This is a genomic window from Olleya aquimaris, assembly GCF_003259525.1.
Lineage (GTDB): Bacteria > Bacteroidota > Bacteroidia > Flavobacteriales > Flavobacteriaceae > Olleya > Olleya aquimaris.
Genome location: NZ_QLLO01000001.1, coordinates 190,695 through 205,576 on the forward strand (window position 1 = coordinate 190,695; position 14,882 = coordinate 205,576).

16 protein-coding genes are annotated in these 14,882 nt (G+C 28.6%); 15 read left to right on the top strand and 1 reads right to left on the bottom strand.

What is annotated here, in order from left to right; genetic code table 11:
* Positions 1-2: 2 nt before the first annotated feature.
* The 11 genes from LY08_RS00820 (at position 3) to LY08_RS00870 (ending at position 9,841) form a co-directional block, all read left to right on the top strand.
* Entirely contained in the window at positions 3-1,274 is a 1,272-nt protein-coding gene (locus LY08_RS00820; RefSeq protein ID WP_111658536.1) for a nucleotide sugar dehydrogenase, read from the top strand.
* An 84-nt stretch (positions 1,275-1,358) separates the two neighbouring features.
* Positions 1,359-1,979, top strand: a complete 621-nt coding sequence (locus tag LY08_RS00825) for a DNRLRE domain-containing protein (protein ID WP_111658537.1) — start codon at positions 1,359-1,361, stop codon at positions 1,977-1,979.
* Positions 1,980-1,990: 11 nt separating this feature from the next.
* Positions 1,991-2,659, top strand: coding sequence for a DNRLRE domain-containing protein (locus LY08_RS00830; protein ID WP_158526720.1), 669 nt, complete (start codon positions 1,991-1,993; stop codon positions 2,657-2,659).
* Positions 2,660-3,109: 450 nt separating this feature from the next.
* On the top strand, positions 3,110-3,841 hold the full coding sequence (locus tag LY08_RS00835; RefSeq protein WP_146603182.1) for a hypothetical protein: 732 nt from the start codon (positions 3,110-3,112) through the stop codon (positions 3,839-3,841).
* Positions 3,838-5,160, top strand: coding sequence for an oligosaccharide flippase family protein (locus LY08_RS00840; RefSeq protein ID WP_111658540.1), 1,323 nt, complete (start codon positions 3,838-3,840; stop codon positions 5,158-5,160). Before LY08_RS00835 ends, LY08_RS00840 begins: the two co-directional genes overlap by 4 nt.
* 9 nt (positions 5,161-5,169) lie before the next feature.
* Complete coding sequence (locus LY08_RS00845; RefSeq protein ID WP_111658541.1) at positions 5,170-6,402, top strand: hypothetical protein; 1,233 nt, start codon at positions 5,170-5,172, stop codon at positions 6,400-6,402.
* Positions 6,399-7,232 carry a glycosyltransferase gene (locus LY08_RS00850; RefSeq protein ID WP_111658542.1) on the top strand — a complete coding sequence of 278 codons (834 nt, stop codon included), beginning with the start codon at positions 6,399-6,401 and terminating at the stop codon, positions 7,230-7,232. The genes LY08_RS00845 and LY08_RS00850 overlap by 4 nt, the downstream gene beginning before the upstream one ends.
* A 7-nt stretch (positions 7,233-7,239) precedes the next feature.
* Positions 7,240-7,665 (top strand): adenylyltransferase/cytidyltransferase family protein, encoded by a 426-nt coding sequence (locus tag LY08_RS00855; protein WP_111658543.1) that lies wholly within the window; start codon positions 7,240-7,242, stop codon positions 7,663-7,665.
* A gap of 5 nt (positions 7,666-7,670) precedes the next feature.
* Positions 7,671-8,495, top strand: a complete 825-nt coding sequence (locus LY08_RS00860; RefSeq protein WP_111658544.1) for a polysaccharide deacetylase family protein — start codon at positions 7,671-7,673, stop codon at positions 8,493-8,495.
* Positions 8,496-8,498: 3 nt separating this feature from the next.
* Positions 8,499-9,329 (top strand): LicD family protein, encoded by an 831-nt coding sequence (locus LY08_RS00865; protein ID WP_111658545.1) that lies wholly within the window; start codon positions 8,499-8,501, stop codon positions 9,327-9,329.
* Positions 9,330-9,337: 8 nt separating this feature from the next.
* Complete coding sequence (locus LY08_RS00870; RefSeq protein ID WP_111658546.1) at positions 9,338-9,841, top strand: metallophosphoesterase; 504 nt, start codon at positions 9,338-9,340, stop codon at positions 9,839-9,841.
* Between the two features lie 219 nt (positions 9,842-10,060).
* On the opposite strand, the gene LY08_RS13590 is transcribed toward LY08_RS00870, so the two are convergent.
* Positions 10,061-10,204 (bottom strand): hypothetical protein, encoded by a 144-nt coding sequence (locus tag LY08_RS13590; RefSeq protein ID WP_211305907.1) that lies wholly within the window; start codon positions 10,202-10,204, stop codon positions 10,061-10,063.
* Between LY08_RS13590 and LY08_RS00875 the strand changes: the two genes are divergently transcribed.
* The 4 genes from LY08_RS00875 to LY08_RS00890 all read left to right on the top strand — a co-directional run bounded on the left by LY08_RS00875 (position 10,203) and on the right by LY08_RS00890 (position 14,880).
* Positions 10,203-11,108, top strand: coding sequence for an O-antigen ligase family protein (locus LY08_RS00875; protein ID WP_211305908.1), 906 nt, complete (start codon positions 10,203-10,205; stop codon positions 11,106-11,108). The two genes, LY08_RS13590 and LY08_RS00875, sit on opposite strands and share 2 nt — an antisense overlap.
* Complete coding sequence (locus LY08_RS00880; RefSeq protein WP_245907529.1) at positions 11,095-11,688, top strand: sugar transferase; 594 nt, start codon at positions 11,095-11,097, stop codon at positions 11,686-11,688. Before LY08_RS00875 ends, LY08_RS00880 begins: the two co-directional genes overlap by 14 nt.
* A 2-nt stretch (positions 11,689-11,690) precedes the next feature.
* Entirely contained in the window at positions 11,691-12,818 is a 1,128-nt protein-coding gene (locus tag LY08_RS00885) for a DegT/DnrJ/EryC1/StrS family aminotransferase (protein WP_111658549.1), read from the top strand.
* 100 nt (positions 12,819-12,918) lie between these two features.
* Positions 12,919-14,880, top strand: coding sequence for a polysaccharide biosynthesis protein (locus tag LY08_RS00890; protein ID WP_111658550.1), 1,962 nt, complete (start codon positions 12,919-12,921; stop codon positions 14,878-14,880).
* The last annotated feature ends 2 nt before the right edge of the window (positions 14,881-14,882 follow it).

Here is a 14,882-nt window from a genome sequence, read left to right on the forward strand (position 1 = left end):
TTATGAAAAATAATATTGCAATTTTAGGTTTAGGTTATGTGGGTTTACCATTAGCAGTAGAGTTTGCTAAAAAATTTAAAGTTGTTGGGTTTGACATCAATAAAAACAGGGTAGAAGAGTTAAAACAAGGATTAGACAAAACATTAGAAGTAACTGAAGATGACCTTAAATCTGTGCTTAACCCACAAAACGATAAAGGTTTGTCCTTATCTTGTTTGTCATCAGACATTAAGGATTGTAACATATTTATTGTTACTGTTCCAACACCAGTTGATAAAAATAACAGACCCATTTTAACACCATTAATAGAGTCCTCTAAGACTATTAGTCAGATTTTAAAGAAGGAAGACATTGTTATCTATGAATCTACTGTTTATCCCGGAGTAACAGAAGAAGTGTGTGTACCTGTTTTAGAAAAATCAAGTGGACTAACATTTAATAAAGATTTTTATTGCGGTTATTCACCAGAAAGAATAAATCCTGGAGATAAATCACGTACTATTACAAAAATTAAAAAAGTAACTTCTGGGTCGACTCCAGAAATTGGAGTTAAAATTAACAACCTATATGCTTCAATAATTACCGCTGGAACCCATTTGGCTCCTTCAATTAAAGTTGCAGAAGCAGCTAAAGTTATAGAAAATGCACAACGTGATATCAATATTGCTTTTGTAAACGAATTAGCTAAAATTTTCAACAAATTAAATATAGACACACAAGAAGTACTAAAAGCAGCATCTACTAAATGGAATTTTTTACCTTTTCAACCCGGATTAGTTGGAGGACATTGTATAGGTGTTGATCCTTATTATTTAGCTCAAAAAGCACAAGAAGTTGGTTACCACCCAGAAATAGTTTTAGCCGGAAGACGTTTAAATGATAGTATGGGTGAATATGTTGCTACTCAAGTTTTAAAACTTATGGTACAACACAACATCTCTATTAAAAAAGCTAAAGTACTTATGCTAGGTGTAACATTTAAAGAAAATTGTCCTGATACCAGAAACACAAAAGCAATTGACGTTTATAACACGTTAAAATCTTTTAATTTAAATGTTGAAGTTTATGATCCTTGGGCTAATAAAGAAGAAGTACAAAAAGAGTTTAATTTAACTTTAATCGATAAATTAAATCATAATTACGACACCATAGTCCATACTGTGTGCCATGATGAGTTCAAGAAAATAAATTTCAATGATATTAAATCTAAAAATGGATTAGTATATGATGTAAAAGGAACTTTAAACATCAATGATATTTCTGGAAGATTATAACTCATTTTATTCATTAATAATTTGAATATGTTTAATAGATGTATTAAATTTTAAAAAGCACATTATCAACCAATTAATTAAAATATGAAATTATTTAAACCACTAAGTTTTGTTTTAATCATACTAGTTATGGTTTCATGTAATAAAAAAGAAACTAAAATTGCAGTATTTCAACCTAATGATCAAAATGGAAAAGACACAGCAATTTCAGAGAGCAACCCTAGTGCAAATTACTCAACATTAGATAGGATTCATATGGTGTCTTTATCATCAAACGACTCGATTAAAAACGATGTTAGATCATTACTTAGGTTTGGTTTTGCTACTTTAAAAGAGGGTATTAGTATAGATTCTGCATTTGTTCACCTTTATGCAATAGATCCCGGACATTTTGGTACTAATAACTCTTTTGTATTGATTCCAGTTAATAAAGTTTGGATAAATGATGAAGTAAATTGGAATAATCAACCTGAAGTAGATACTAGTCAAACAATTACTGTTGAAGCACCTACAGACACTAATCAAGATTATAAAATAGATGTCACTAACTATGTAAAAGCAGTTCATCAAAACAACCAGCCAAATTATGGTTTTATGATTAAGTTAGAAGATGAAAAAAACGCATATAAAGGACTTAGGTTTCATTCTAGTAATAGTAAAGAAGTTAGCAAGCATCCGAAATTAGAAGTGTTTTACACAGAATAAACAGATTAAAATTGATTAAAATTATATACAAACAACTTATCTTATTAAAAGCGCTATTAAATAAACACTTAAATTTTTTAGTGCTTTTATTTTTATGCTTTTTTGTGTCTTGTAGCACCAAAACAAGTAATGTGTATATACCAAATAATCAATTAGGAATTGACACTTACATTGATAGCGAATTTAATAGTTTAAATTTTTCATCTGATACAGAATTAAAAATAGCTAATTATTCTAATAAAGACTTTTTAAAAAAAGAAAAAAGAGCTTTATTAAAAATAAGATGTTCTAGTATTCCTGAAAAAGCAGTTGTAGACTCAGCTTACTTATACCTATATATTTCCAAAATAGATAACAAAAATTCTACATTTAATATTACAATAGAAAATATTATAGAAGACTGGGATGTTACTAATGTAAATTGGATACATCAGCCTAAAACAGACTCTAAAACAATAGCTCAAATTACAGTTGATAAAAATAAACGAAATTACTACAAGGTCGATGTAACAAGTTTTGTGAGGGCATTATCTAATAACGAATTTAATAATTATGGGCTGCTTTTTAAAATCCTTCCAGAAAATGGTAATGAAGGGTTCATAAGTTTTTTATCAAGTAATACTAAAGATTTTGATAGTAGGCCAAAATTAATTGTTTACTTTAATCAAAACATTATTTAAATAATGAGTTTTATTAGAAAGCATATTGAAAATAATAGCCTAAAACAGTTCTTTCTAAACAACTTGTTAATCCTTTTTCTTGGGTACGATTTTTTAATTAAAATCATAGTACATTATACACAGATAAGCTTGTTTTATAACTATGTTATTGTTTTTAAGGTCATCATAGTGTTTGCTGTAATACTTGGTTTTGGTTTAAAAAACATAAATAAATCCTATATATTTTCTTTATCAAGTTTAATACTAGCATATGCAATAACTCAAGTTGTTAATTACAAAGATTTGTCTTTAGACGACATTCAATTTAATGGATATTATTTTTTAAGTAGTGTAATTCCAATAGTATTTTTGCTTTATTGCCACAATTATAATCTTAATATAACCAAAACCCAAATCAATAAAGTTGTTTGGTTTTTAGTTATTAGCTCATGTTTTTTGTTAGTAGGCTATTTGTTTCAAATAGAAGTGTTTAGGTCTTATTTTAGAGGGGGAAGGTTTGGTTACTCAGGCTTTTTACTATATCACCACGAAGCTGGTTTTATTTATTTTATAATAATTAATCTACTTTATTATAAACTTAAAAAAAATAAAAATAATACAAACATAACCTTGTTTTTGATTGTTTTGTTTTTATCCCTACTTGTTGGTACTAAAAAAACATTGTTTTTTAATATTATATTTTTCTGTTACTTATTTGTAGATAATATTAAAAATAGAAAAGCAGTATTTTTAACTACAATTACCGCAGTTTTAGGGTTATTATTATTTAACAAAAGCCTCCTAAAGTTTTATAATCTTTTTAAAGAAATTTATGAAAAAGACGGTTTTTGGAGTTCGTTTTTGTCTTTCAGAAACATTTTATTTAATGAAAGGTTTTATCCATATGTCACAGAAAATAATTCAATTATAAACATTATTTTTGGCTGGCCATTTTTTAATAATCATAGAACAGAAATGGAGATATTTGATGTTCTATTATTTTTTGGGCTAGTAGGTCTTATTAGCTATATTATTTTGTTTGTTAAGATTTTAAAAGGAAAAAACAAATTGTCATATTTTTTAGTGTTAACACTTTTAATAGGTACTGTTTTTTCCGGTAATTTACTAGCTAGTGTTAATGTCATGATTTTACTTTTTATAACATTAAAATATATTAATTTACAAGAAACAATTAAGCATTGAAATCTATAAAAAACAGTATTTACGCAACTCTAGACGTTGTCTTTGCTCCTTTCTTTTTGGTTATAGCAACCCCTATATTTATTTCTCAAATAGGAATAGAAAAATACGGGCTTTGGATTCTTGTAAACAGTGTATTGGCATCGCTTTCAATTTTCAATTTTGGAATTAATGAAACAATTATTAAATACATTTCTGAAAGCAAATCAAAAAACGATAACTTATTTCAAAGCAAGGTTTTTAGCTCTGTAATTTTATTTCTTGTTTTATTATCAGTAATTGTATTAGGAACCATTTATTTAATCTTTTTTAGTAATTTCTTTTTTAATTTTTTTAAAGTAACCGAAATCATTAAAATTTTACTCTTTGCTTTTCCCTTATTTTTTATCAAGCAAATAGAACAAGCTTTGTTTGCACTTCATAAGTCTCATGAAGATTTTAAACATTTAGCCAAACAGTCATTTATATCTAAAGCCCTTCTTTATTTATCTCAAATAATAGCTGTTTTTGTTTTTAAAGATGTTAAAAGTGTATTTATGGTTTCTGTAATTGTAGCAGGGTTATATCTATTATATCAATTTTATGAACTAACTGATAAATACGAGTCTGTATTTGTCAGTAAAAATGCTAGTGTATCTGTATTTAAAGGGATTTTAGGCTATGGTAAATGGGCGTGGTTTTCTAGTACTATATTGATTTTTAGTGCTCATATTGATAAATGGATTGTAAGCTCTTTGTTAGGGCTTAAAATTTTTGCATATTACTCAATAGGTGTTTCTGTCTTAAATCAGTTAAAAACTATACATACAGCTTCGATATCATGGGTGTTTCCAAAAATATCAGGAAATCAACTATCCGTATCTGAAAGAGCCAACCTTCATTTTAAACTCACAGTTTTTGTTAGTTTATTAGGTTTAATAGTTAGCTTTTTTTTAGTAAAAACAGATTTCTTGTTTAAGCTTTGGTTAGGTGATTTTACGTTTCAAAATAGTAAATTATACTTACATACCTTTTTATATTTACTACCTATTTGGTTAATGTCTGCTGCTTCATTTTATTATTTACAAGGGTTAGCAATAGTTAAGAAAAAGTTTTTTGCAGATTCGTTAGTGTTAATACTTAAAATAGTAGTGACATTTGTAGCTTTGCTAAAATTAGATATCGAAAGATGGCCTATTTTGTTTTTTATTCCAATGTTAGTAGAAGTAATTCTTTTTTCTAGTATTGTTAATAAGCATAGTAAGTTGAAAATGACGTATTTAAATATGTTTGTAGCATTTAATTTTTTAATATTGTTTTTAAGGTATAAAGGCATTCTATAAGGTATCTAAATGTTAAAAGAAGTTAGCCATTTTAAGATTGTAACAGGAGTAATAGTCGCTCTCTTTTTTTTCCCGTCTATTACTTTTGGTTTGCTGCAAGCAGAGGTTTTTCCATGGGGTATTATCTTGTCAACATATATCATTTTAAGACAAAAAAAGATAAATAAATTTTACATTTTATTTTTAGCAAGTTTATTATTCAATGTTGTTGTTTTCTCGCTGTATTATTTCCCGGATATAAAAATACCTGAAGTTGTAAGATCTCTTTTAGCTTATATTAATAGCTCAATTTGTTTTGTTGCCTTTTATCAGGCTTCAAAATCGTCAACATTAAAAACTATAAAATTAGTTAAGGTGTTGTTTGTGTTTTTAATCGCTTTAGGCCTTTTTCAGTATTTAGGGTTATTAAAAATTTTTGATCCTGTCTTTAAATTTTTAATTCCAAGAGCCAGTTCTGAAGCATTAGCACGTGTTAGACGAGGTGTAACATTACTTGCTACTGAACCAGCTAGAGCAGGAGTAAGTTTGGTTTTTTTATATGTAGTAGTAAGAACAGTTTTTGTAAAAAGTAAAAAAATTATAAGTGATATTTTATTTCTGTTTTTTTTAACAATCATTATAAAGTCAATAATGGCTTTAGGTGTGTTTTTTGTATTTATTTTAATTACTTACAGAGCAAAATTAATACGTTTTTTAGCAGTAGGTTTAATTGTTATGTTTTTAATTGATTTATCTGGTGGTGGAGGTAGATCAGAACAAATGATTAGAAAAATTAAAGATCAAAAAAGTTTTGGAGATGCAACAATGGTTGTTGTAGATTTAGCAGGACCTAGATTAATCTCTGTATACTCTTCCTGGTTACATACATTTAGCCACCCAATTGGAGGAGGAATTGGTCACTGGGAAAAAACTTCTGTAGACGCATTATTGATGACAGGGATTGATTTTAGCGAAATAAATTACTTTAAATTTAAAGGTAACTCTAAAGCCATTCCAACAAGGTCCAGTGGATATGTGTCTAATCTTGTTTTAGACACTGGATTTTTTGGAGTTTTCGTATTTTTCGTATTTTTGTACTCAATTCTCAATAAATATTGGAAGATAGACACAGATGCCAAAAACATCATCATTTTATTTTTATTTAAAATTATGTTTATTGGTTCTGTTGGACCTCCAGATGCATGGATTGCAACTATTATCTCGTTAAAATATTTACATTATAAAGCCCTCAATAAAGCATGAGCTTAGAATTACCTAAATTTTCAGTTTCAATGTCTGTATATAAAAATGATAATCCTGATCATTTTTATCAAGCCATTAATAGTTTAATTAATCAAACAGTAGTCCCTAATGAGATAATCATAGTGGTAGATGGACCAATACCAGAAATTACAAATCAAGTATTGGAAAAATTTAAAACAGATAACGAAAATGTAGTTATACACAGACTAGAAAAAAACATGGGACATGGATATGCAAGGAACATTGGTTTACAAAACAGTACTTATGACTATGTTGCATTAATGGATAGCGACGATGTTTGTTTAGACAACAGGTTTGAATTACAACTTAACTTTTTTAAGAATAATGAGGATGTTAGTATTTTAGGTGGAACTATAGAAGAATTTTATGATGATGACTTAACAACAATATCTAAAAGAAAACTACCAGTTTTAGACTCAGATTTAAAACAATACATGAAGTATAGATGTCCATTTAATCAAATGAGTGTGATGTTTAAAAAAGCACATGTTTTGGATGCTGGAGGTTATCTAGATTGGTTTTGTAATGAAGATTACTATTTATGGATTCGCATGGCTTTAAAAAGCTACAAGTTTCATAATCTAGAAGAAACACTTTTAAAAGTTAGAACCAATAAAGATTTCTATAAGCGAAGAGGTGGATTTAATTACTTTAAAAGTGAAGCCAAAATTCAGAAACTAATGTTAACTAAAGATATCATATCTTTGCCCACATATTTGTATAATGTTAGTATAAGGTTTGTTGTACAAGTATTAATGACGGACGGTTTAAGAAAATACTTTTTTAAGACCTTTACAAGAACAAAATAAAATTACATTGAAAAAAGAAATTATAGGATACACTTCAGGAGTTTTTGACATGTTTCATGTTGGACATTTAAATATTTTAAAACAAGCTAAAAAGAATTGCGACTATCTAATAGTTGCTGTAAGCCCTGATGAGCTAGTTTTTTCATACAAAGGAAAAAAACCAATAATGTCTTTGGAAGACAGAATGGCTATTATAGAAGCAATTAAATATGTTGATAAAGTTGTTATCCAACATGATCGGGATAAAATTAAAGCTTACCATAATTATAAATTTGATGTAATGTTTGTAGGAGATGATTGGAAAGGAAACCCTCTTTTTGAGGAAGTTGAAAAAGAGCTTATAAAACACGGAAGTAAGATTCAATTTTTTTCTTACACTAATAAAGTATCTTCAACTAAACTTAGATCCATTTTAAAGGACGAAATTAAATAGTCATTATGCGTTTTACTTATAAGCAGTTTAATAGTATTTGTAAGAAAGCTGTTGAATTAAAAAAAACGATTACAGCTAATCAAATATTAACCCACAACACAAAAGATGACAATTGGATTGTTTTTAAGCATGATGTAGAAACCAACGTCGAACGTGCTTTAAAAATGGCTAAAATCGAGGCTAAACATGGTATTAAAGCGACATATTATGTACAAGGATATCTTTTAGAAAACAATGTTAAACTTTTAAAAGACATATCAGATTTAGGACATGAAGTCACATACCATTATGATGTCTTAGATGCTAATAATGGAGATTTTGAAAAAGCTAAAACCGAGTTTATTCAATATGTCACTGCTTTTGAAAAATATGGTTTTAAAATAGAAACTCTTTGCCCACATGGTAACCCATTAATGATTAGAAATGGGTGGAATTCTAACAAAGATTTTTTTAGAAAGGAATCAATTGCATCAGAGTTTAGTAACATGTTAGATATCGTAGTGCAACTACCAGCAACTTTAGCTTCAGATTATATTTATATTTCCGATGCAGGATTTCAATTTAAAATAATTGTTAACGTTGAAGATAATGACATTAACAATGGAGGCGATATCAATATTCATACCCTTAAAGAATTTGAAAATATTTGTACAGAAAACAAAAAAATAATTTTTAGTACACATCCTCACCGATGGAAAACATACACTCTTTCTGCTATTGCTAACAAATCAAAATTTAAATTTATTAGAGGATTAGCTTTGTTAGTTTCAAAAAATAAAACAATTAAAAAGTTTTTAAGTAAATTCTACTTTTTAGCTAAAAAAATATAGAATATGACTGATGAGGAACTTAAAGCGATACATTCTAAACTATTGGTTATAGCTAATTACTTTGACCAATTTTGTAAAGAAAACAATATTGAATATTATTTAATGGGTGGTACTGCTCTTGGTGCTATAAGACATAAAGGATTTATCCCATGGGATGATGATTATGATACCTTTATGGATTACAAAAACTACACAAAATTTAAAACTTTAGCAAAACAAAAATTAGATACAAACCAATATTATTTTCAAGAAGAAGACACAAAAGAGTTTCCGTTATTTTTTAGTAAAATTAGAATGAATGGCACTACTTATATTGAAAAAGACTCTGTAGGAAGAGATATGCACCACGGATTATTTATAGATATCATGTGTTTAAATAATACTTTTGAAAACAAAACCTTAAGGTATTTACAATATTTAGCTGCAAGAATAGTAAACGCTAAAGCATTAGGAGAAAAAGGCTATTTAACAAACAGTAAAATAAAAAAAATAGCAATATATTTAGCAAAAGTATGTGTTAGAGGTCCTATTAAAAAAGGATTGCTTAGTTTTATAAGAAGCTTAAATAATAAAGAGACTAAGTATTTGGGACATTTTTTTGGGAGAGCGCCTTTTAAGCGCACCTCTTTTAAAAGAAGCTTAATTGGTCAAAGTAAACATGTAAAGTTTGAGTCTTTGTCATTGCCTGTTTTTTCTAATGTAGAGGATTATTTATCAATTAGATACGGAGAAAAGTTTATGGAATTACCATCACAAAAGGTAAAAGATCTGTACCCATCTCATGCTTTTATTGTAGATTTAGAAACCTCATATAAAAATCACATGCCAAAGTAAATAGTATTATGAAAATTGGAATTTACTCAGATATACATGATCATATTTCTAATTTAGAAAAGACACTTCATTATTTTAAAAATCATAATATCGAGCACACTTTTTTTTGCGGAGATTTTTGTTCTCCAATTCCTGCAAAAGTTATTGGCAACAGTGGTGTTTTAACCCACTGTGTGTTTGGTAATGGGGACGCAGATAGATTTACCATTCAAAACCTTGCTTTCAATCAATTCAGTAATCTTAAACTAAATAGTGAGTACGCAGTTATTGAATTAAATAACAAAAAAATAGTCATGACCCATTATCCTTTTTATGCTAAAGCATTAGCAAAATCTGGAGAATATGACTTGGTGCTTTGTGGGCATACACATGAATCTAATATCGAACTAATAGACCAAACATGGCTGATTAATCCAGGAGAGGTCATGGGGTGGAAAGGAAACCCCTCATTTGCTGTTTATGATTTTAAAACCAATACAGTGGATTTGATAAAAATTAATGATTTACCTTAAATATTATATGAGGGCTTTAAATCTTGATTTAGTTAAAAAAACAGAAAAGTTACCATACTTGCTATTATTTCTGTTGTCCTTTTTTCCTATTTTAAACATCAAGACTTTATCTATTTTATCACTCCTTTTTTTTTCGTCAGCGATATTTTTAAATCTTAAAAAAATCCAAAACAACATCAATAAAATAGGCTATAAACCACTATTAATTAACAGTTTGTTTTATTTGATATTAGTTGTATCAATGTCATATTCTCCTTTAAAGTCAACTGGAATAGATTTTTTGTTAAGACAAATAGGATTGTTACTAATGCCCATAATTTTAATATATGCTATTAAAATTCCAGAGAAGTTACTTAAGAACATGACAATAGTTTTTATAGGGTCTAATATTTTGGTTGTTATCTATTTTATAATCAAGCTTAATTTAATTCAGGATCTTATAAGTCAACCCTCAACCTTTTTCAACACCTCCTATTTTATAGAAATATCCAATAACTTAGGATATAAAGATTGGCATGCAACTTACATAGCTTTAAATAATTTATTGGCTTGTGTTTTCTTATTAAATTATACTACAAAGCCAAAACCACTTAAAAAAAAAGCGTTAGCAATTTTTATAATAGTACTTTTCTTGGCTTTTTCTTTAATTCTTAATTCTAGAATAATATTTTTATTAAACCTATTAATAATTCCGTTTTTCTTGTTTTTTAAAATCAAAACAGTGAAGTTTAAAATTATTATGGTTATATCAATGTTGCTTTTGTTTTTTACCCTTTTTAAAGTGTCTAATAACAATAAACTAGGACGAATTTTTGAACACCCCATTCAATATTATGTTAGTAATTTTAGTGCTAAAACTATTTTGGGTGTTAGGTATCAAGTTCAAGAATGCAGTGTCGAGCTTATTTCAAGAAGTCCCATTCTTGGTTATGGTATTGGATACGAAAAAAAATTGCTAACAGATTATTGTTTTGAGGTTAAAAACTTTCAAAATAAGTACTTAAAATCCTACACTTCTCATAATGTTTATTTATCTATTATGTTTTCTGCAGGAATTTTTGGGCTCTTAGCTTTAGTATACATGCTGTTCAATAATTTAATTTTAGGTATAATGCAAAGAGATTTAATCTATGTATCGTTTCTTATTATTTTTATTATTGCTTTCCTAACGGAAAATTATCTTATTAGATTAAACGGAATATTGCTATTTGCTTTTTTAAATAGTTATTTTTACCAAAAAAATTATATTAAAATTGAAAAGATCTGATAAAATCATCAAACGATTATTTGACATTATAGTTTCATCTATAGGATTATTATTGGTAGGTTGGATTATAATTATTGCAGCCATTATTGCTAGATTTGACACCAAACTCAGTGGTTTTTTTAAACAAAAAAGAGTTGGACAACATGGTAAAATATTTAAAGTTTTAAAATTAAGAAGCATGAAAAATGTTGAAGGTATCAATACCACTGTGTCAACTATAAAAGACCCAAGAATAACTAAGATTGGTAACTTTTGGCGACGATCAAAAATAGATGAACTACCTCAATTAATCAATGTGTTTTTAGGTGACATGAGCTTAGTTGGACCAAGACCAGATGTGCAGGGCTTTGCAGACCAACTTGAAGGCGAAGACAGAATTATACTAACCATTAAGCCAGGTATTACAGGTCCAGCCTCAATTTTTTTTAAGGACGAAGAAAACCTCTTAGCAAATCAAGACAACCCAGAAGTTTATAACAAAGAAGTGATTTGGCCAAAAAAAGTTGAAATTAATAAAGCATATATACAAAATTATAGCTTCTTTAAAGACATAAAATATATCATTAAAACATTTTTTTAAGGATGAAAAATAAAATATGGCTATCCTCACCACACATGGGAGGAAACGAACAAGCATACATCAAAGAAGCTTTTGATACTAATTGGATTGCTCCTTTAGGACCTAATGTTACTGGTTTTGAAACAGATTTAGAAACCTATTTGGGTCAAAATAAAAAAGTCGCTTGCCTATCCTCAGGTACTGCTGCAATTCATTTAGCATTAGTTCAGTTAGGTGTTGGTTTAAATGATGAGGTTATTTGTCAAACATTTACCTTTTGCGGCTCTGCAAACCCAATAACTTATCAAGGTGCAAAACCTGTTTTTGTAGATAGCGAATCTGACACTTGGAATATGTGTCCCAACCATCTAGAGTTAGCTATAAAAGACAGGATTAAAAAAGGTAAAAAACCCAAAGCAATTATTATAGTTCATCTTTATGGAATGCCTTCTAAAGTAGACGAATTATTGGAGGTTGCAAAAAAATATCAAATCCCTGTTATTGAAGACGCTGCAGAAGCTTTAGGCTCTACTTACAAGGGTCAAAAATGTGGAACATTTGGTGACTTTTCTATTTTATCCTTTAACGGAAATAAGATTATTACAACTTCTGGAGGAGGAGCTATGGTCTGTAACTCTGTAAAAGATAAAAATCAAACCATATTCTATGCAACACAAGCAAGAGATAATGCACCTCATTACGAACATTCTAAAATAGGATATAACTACAGAATGAGTAATATTAGTGCAGGAATAGGTAGAGGTCAAATGGAAGTTTTAGATAAACATGTTAGCTTAAGACGAAAAATAAACCAATTTTATGTAGACCTGTTTAAAAACATTGAAGGTATAGAGGTTCAAAAAGAACCATCTTCAGAGTTTCATTCTAACTTTTGGTTAAGCTGTATTTTAATAAAAGAAAACGCGCCTTTTACCATTGCTCAATTTCAAGAGGCAATGACCAAAGAAAACATCGAGACTAGACCGCTTTGGAAACCAATGCATTTACAACCCATATTTAAAAACCAACCCTATTATGGAGATGGGCTAAGCCAGTTGCTATTTAAAACCGGTCTTTGCCTACCAAGTGGCTCAAACTTAACAGAAGGTGATCTGCAAAGAATAGCATTAGTAGTAAACAATCTGACCTAAAATAGATTACAAATCCCTAAAATAAAGGCTTTAAGTATAATTTTGATTATATTGTCATTATAATTTAAGATATTTGCTATCTGTTTTTATAAAGACCCAAATGCTTAAACAACTAAGACAAGCCTTATTTCAAGTTTTAGAATCTAGTAGAAAAAAAATAGATTTTAAAAACATTAACTATCTTCCAAGATGGGCTATTTTGTGTTTTGACATTGCGATACTTCTAATTGCTTCATTTTTTACTAAAATAATAGTTAGTAAAATTCAAAAAGCTGCATTTTTTAGTTTAGGTTTTTCCACAGAAGAAGTAATAATTGTTACCATAAACGTCTTGTTTTTTGTGCTATTTAGGACCTATGCAGGGCTTATTAGACACTCAACATTTATAGATGCAGCAAAATTCTTTTTAGCATCAATAGCTACTTCAATAACTGCATTAGCAGTGTATTACGGATACTTATTTTTAGTCGGACAAGAGTTGTTTTCAATTCCACAATTATTTATCTATTCCATAGTATCGTTTTGTGGATTATTTTTATTTAGAATTTTAGTTAAGCAAGTATTCCAGGTCTATCAACGTTACAACGATGAGGAAGCTAGACTAAATGTATTAATTTATGGGACTGGTGAAAATGCAATTGCAATTGCTAGTGCATTAAAATCCGAAAACCCTTCTCGTTATAAAATACTAGGATTTATAGATAAAGATGGTAAAAATAAAAGTAAAGAAATTTTAGGATTACCAATAATTCATCTCAATCGTAAAACAGCTGTTTTATTAAGAATTTATAATGCACAAGCATTAATTATAGCAGACAGCACACTAACAAAAGAAGAAAACATCAGAATTGTTGACAATTGTTTAGAATATAATTTTAAAGTCTTTAGAGCGCCATTAATTTCTGATATCGAAAAGCATACTAATCTGTCCAATCAGATTCAAAAAATCCAAATTGAAGACATTTTAGAAAGAGAGCCAATTAAATTAGACAATAAATTAGTTGCTAAAGAAATTTTTAATAAATGTATATTAGTAACAGGTGGTGCAGGCTCTATTGGCAGCGAAATTGTAAGACAAGTTGCTAATTACAAACCAAGCAAATTATTGATTTTAGATCAAGCTGAATCCCCTTTGTATAACATACAATTAGAGATTAAAAATAATTTTCCTAATCTAAATTTTGAAGCCATTATTGCAGATGTAAGAAAAGGAGAAGTTATTGAAGAAGTATTTAAAGAGCACAAACCTCAAGTCGTTTATCATGCAGCAGCATATAAACATGTACCGTTAATGGAAAAACATCCTTCAGAAGCAATTTTTGCTAATGTATTAGGTACAAAAAATGTAGCAGATTTATCTCAACGTTTTAAGGCAGAAAAATTTGTAATGGTTTCTACAGATAAAGCAGTAAACCCAAGTAATGTTATGGGTGCTTCTAAGCGTATAGCAGAAATTTATGTCCAAGCATTACAGCACAAAGTGTTAGCAGATAGTAAAAGTAAAACACAGTTTGTAACCACAAGGTTTGGTAATGTATTAGGTAGCAATGGGTCTGTAGTTCCACTTTTTAAAAGACAAATTGAAGAAGGTGGACCGTTAACTATAACCCATCCAGATATTATTAGATATTTTATGACCATTCCAGAAGCTTGTCAACTTGTTCTAGAAGCAGGAGCTATGGGTAATGGTGGAGAGATATTTATTTTTGATATGGGTGAGGCGGTAAAAATTATAGACTTAGCCAAAAAAATAATCCGTTTAGCAGGTTTTGTGCCCTACAAAGACATAGACATTAAGGTTGTTGGCTTAAGACCTGGAGAAAAATTATACGAAGAATTATTAAGTGATAAATCAACGACATTGCCTACTTACAATAATAAAATTATGATTGCCAAAGTAGAAAATTGTTCACATTCACAAATTAATAAAGATATACACGAGTTGATTACACTTGCAAAGGAAGACGAAAAAAATGCAATTGTTAAAAAGATGAAAGACATTGTTCCTGAGTTTTTAAGCATGAATTCAGACTTTGAAATTTTTGATAAAAAGATAGTTTAAGA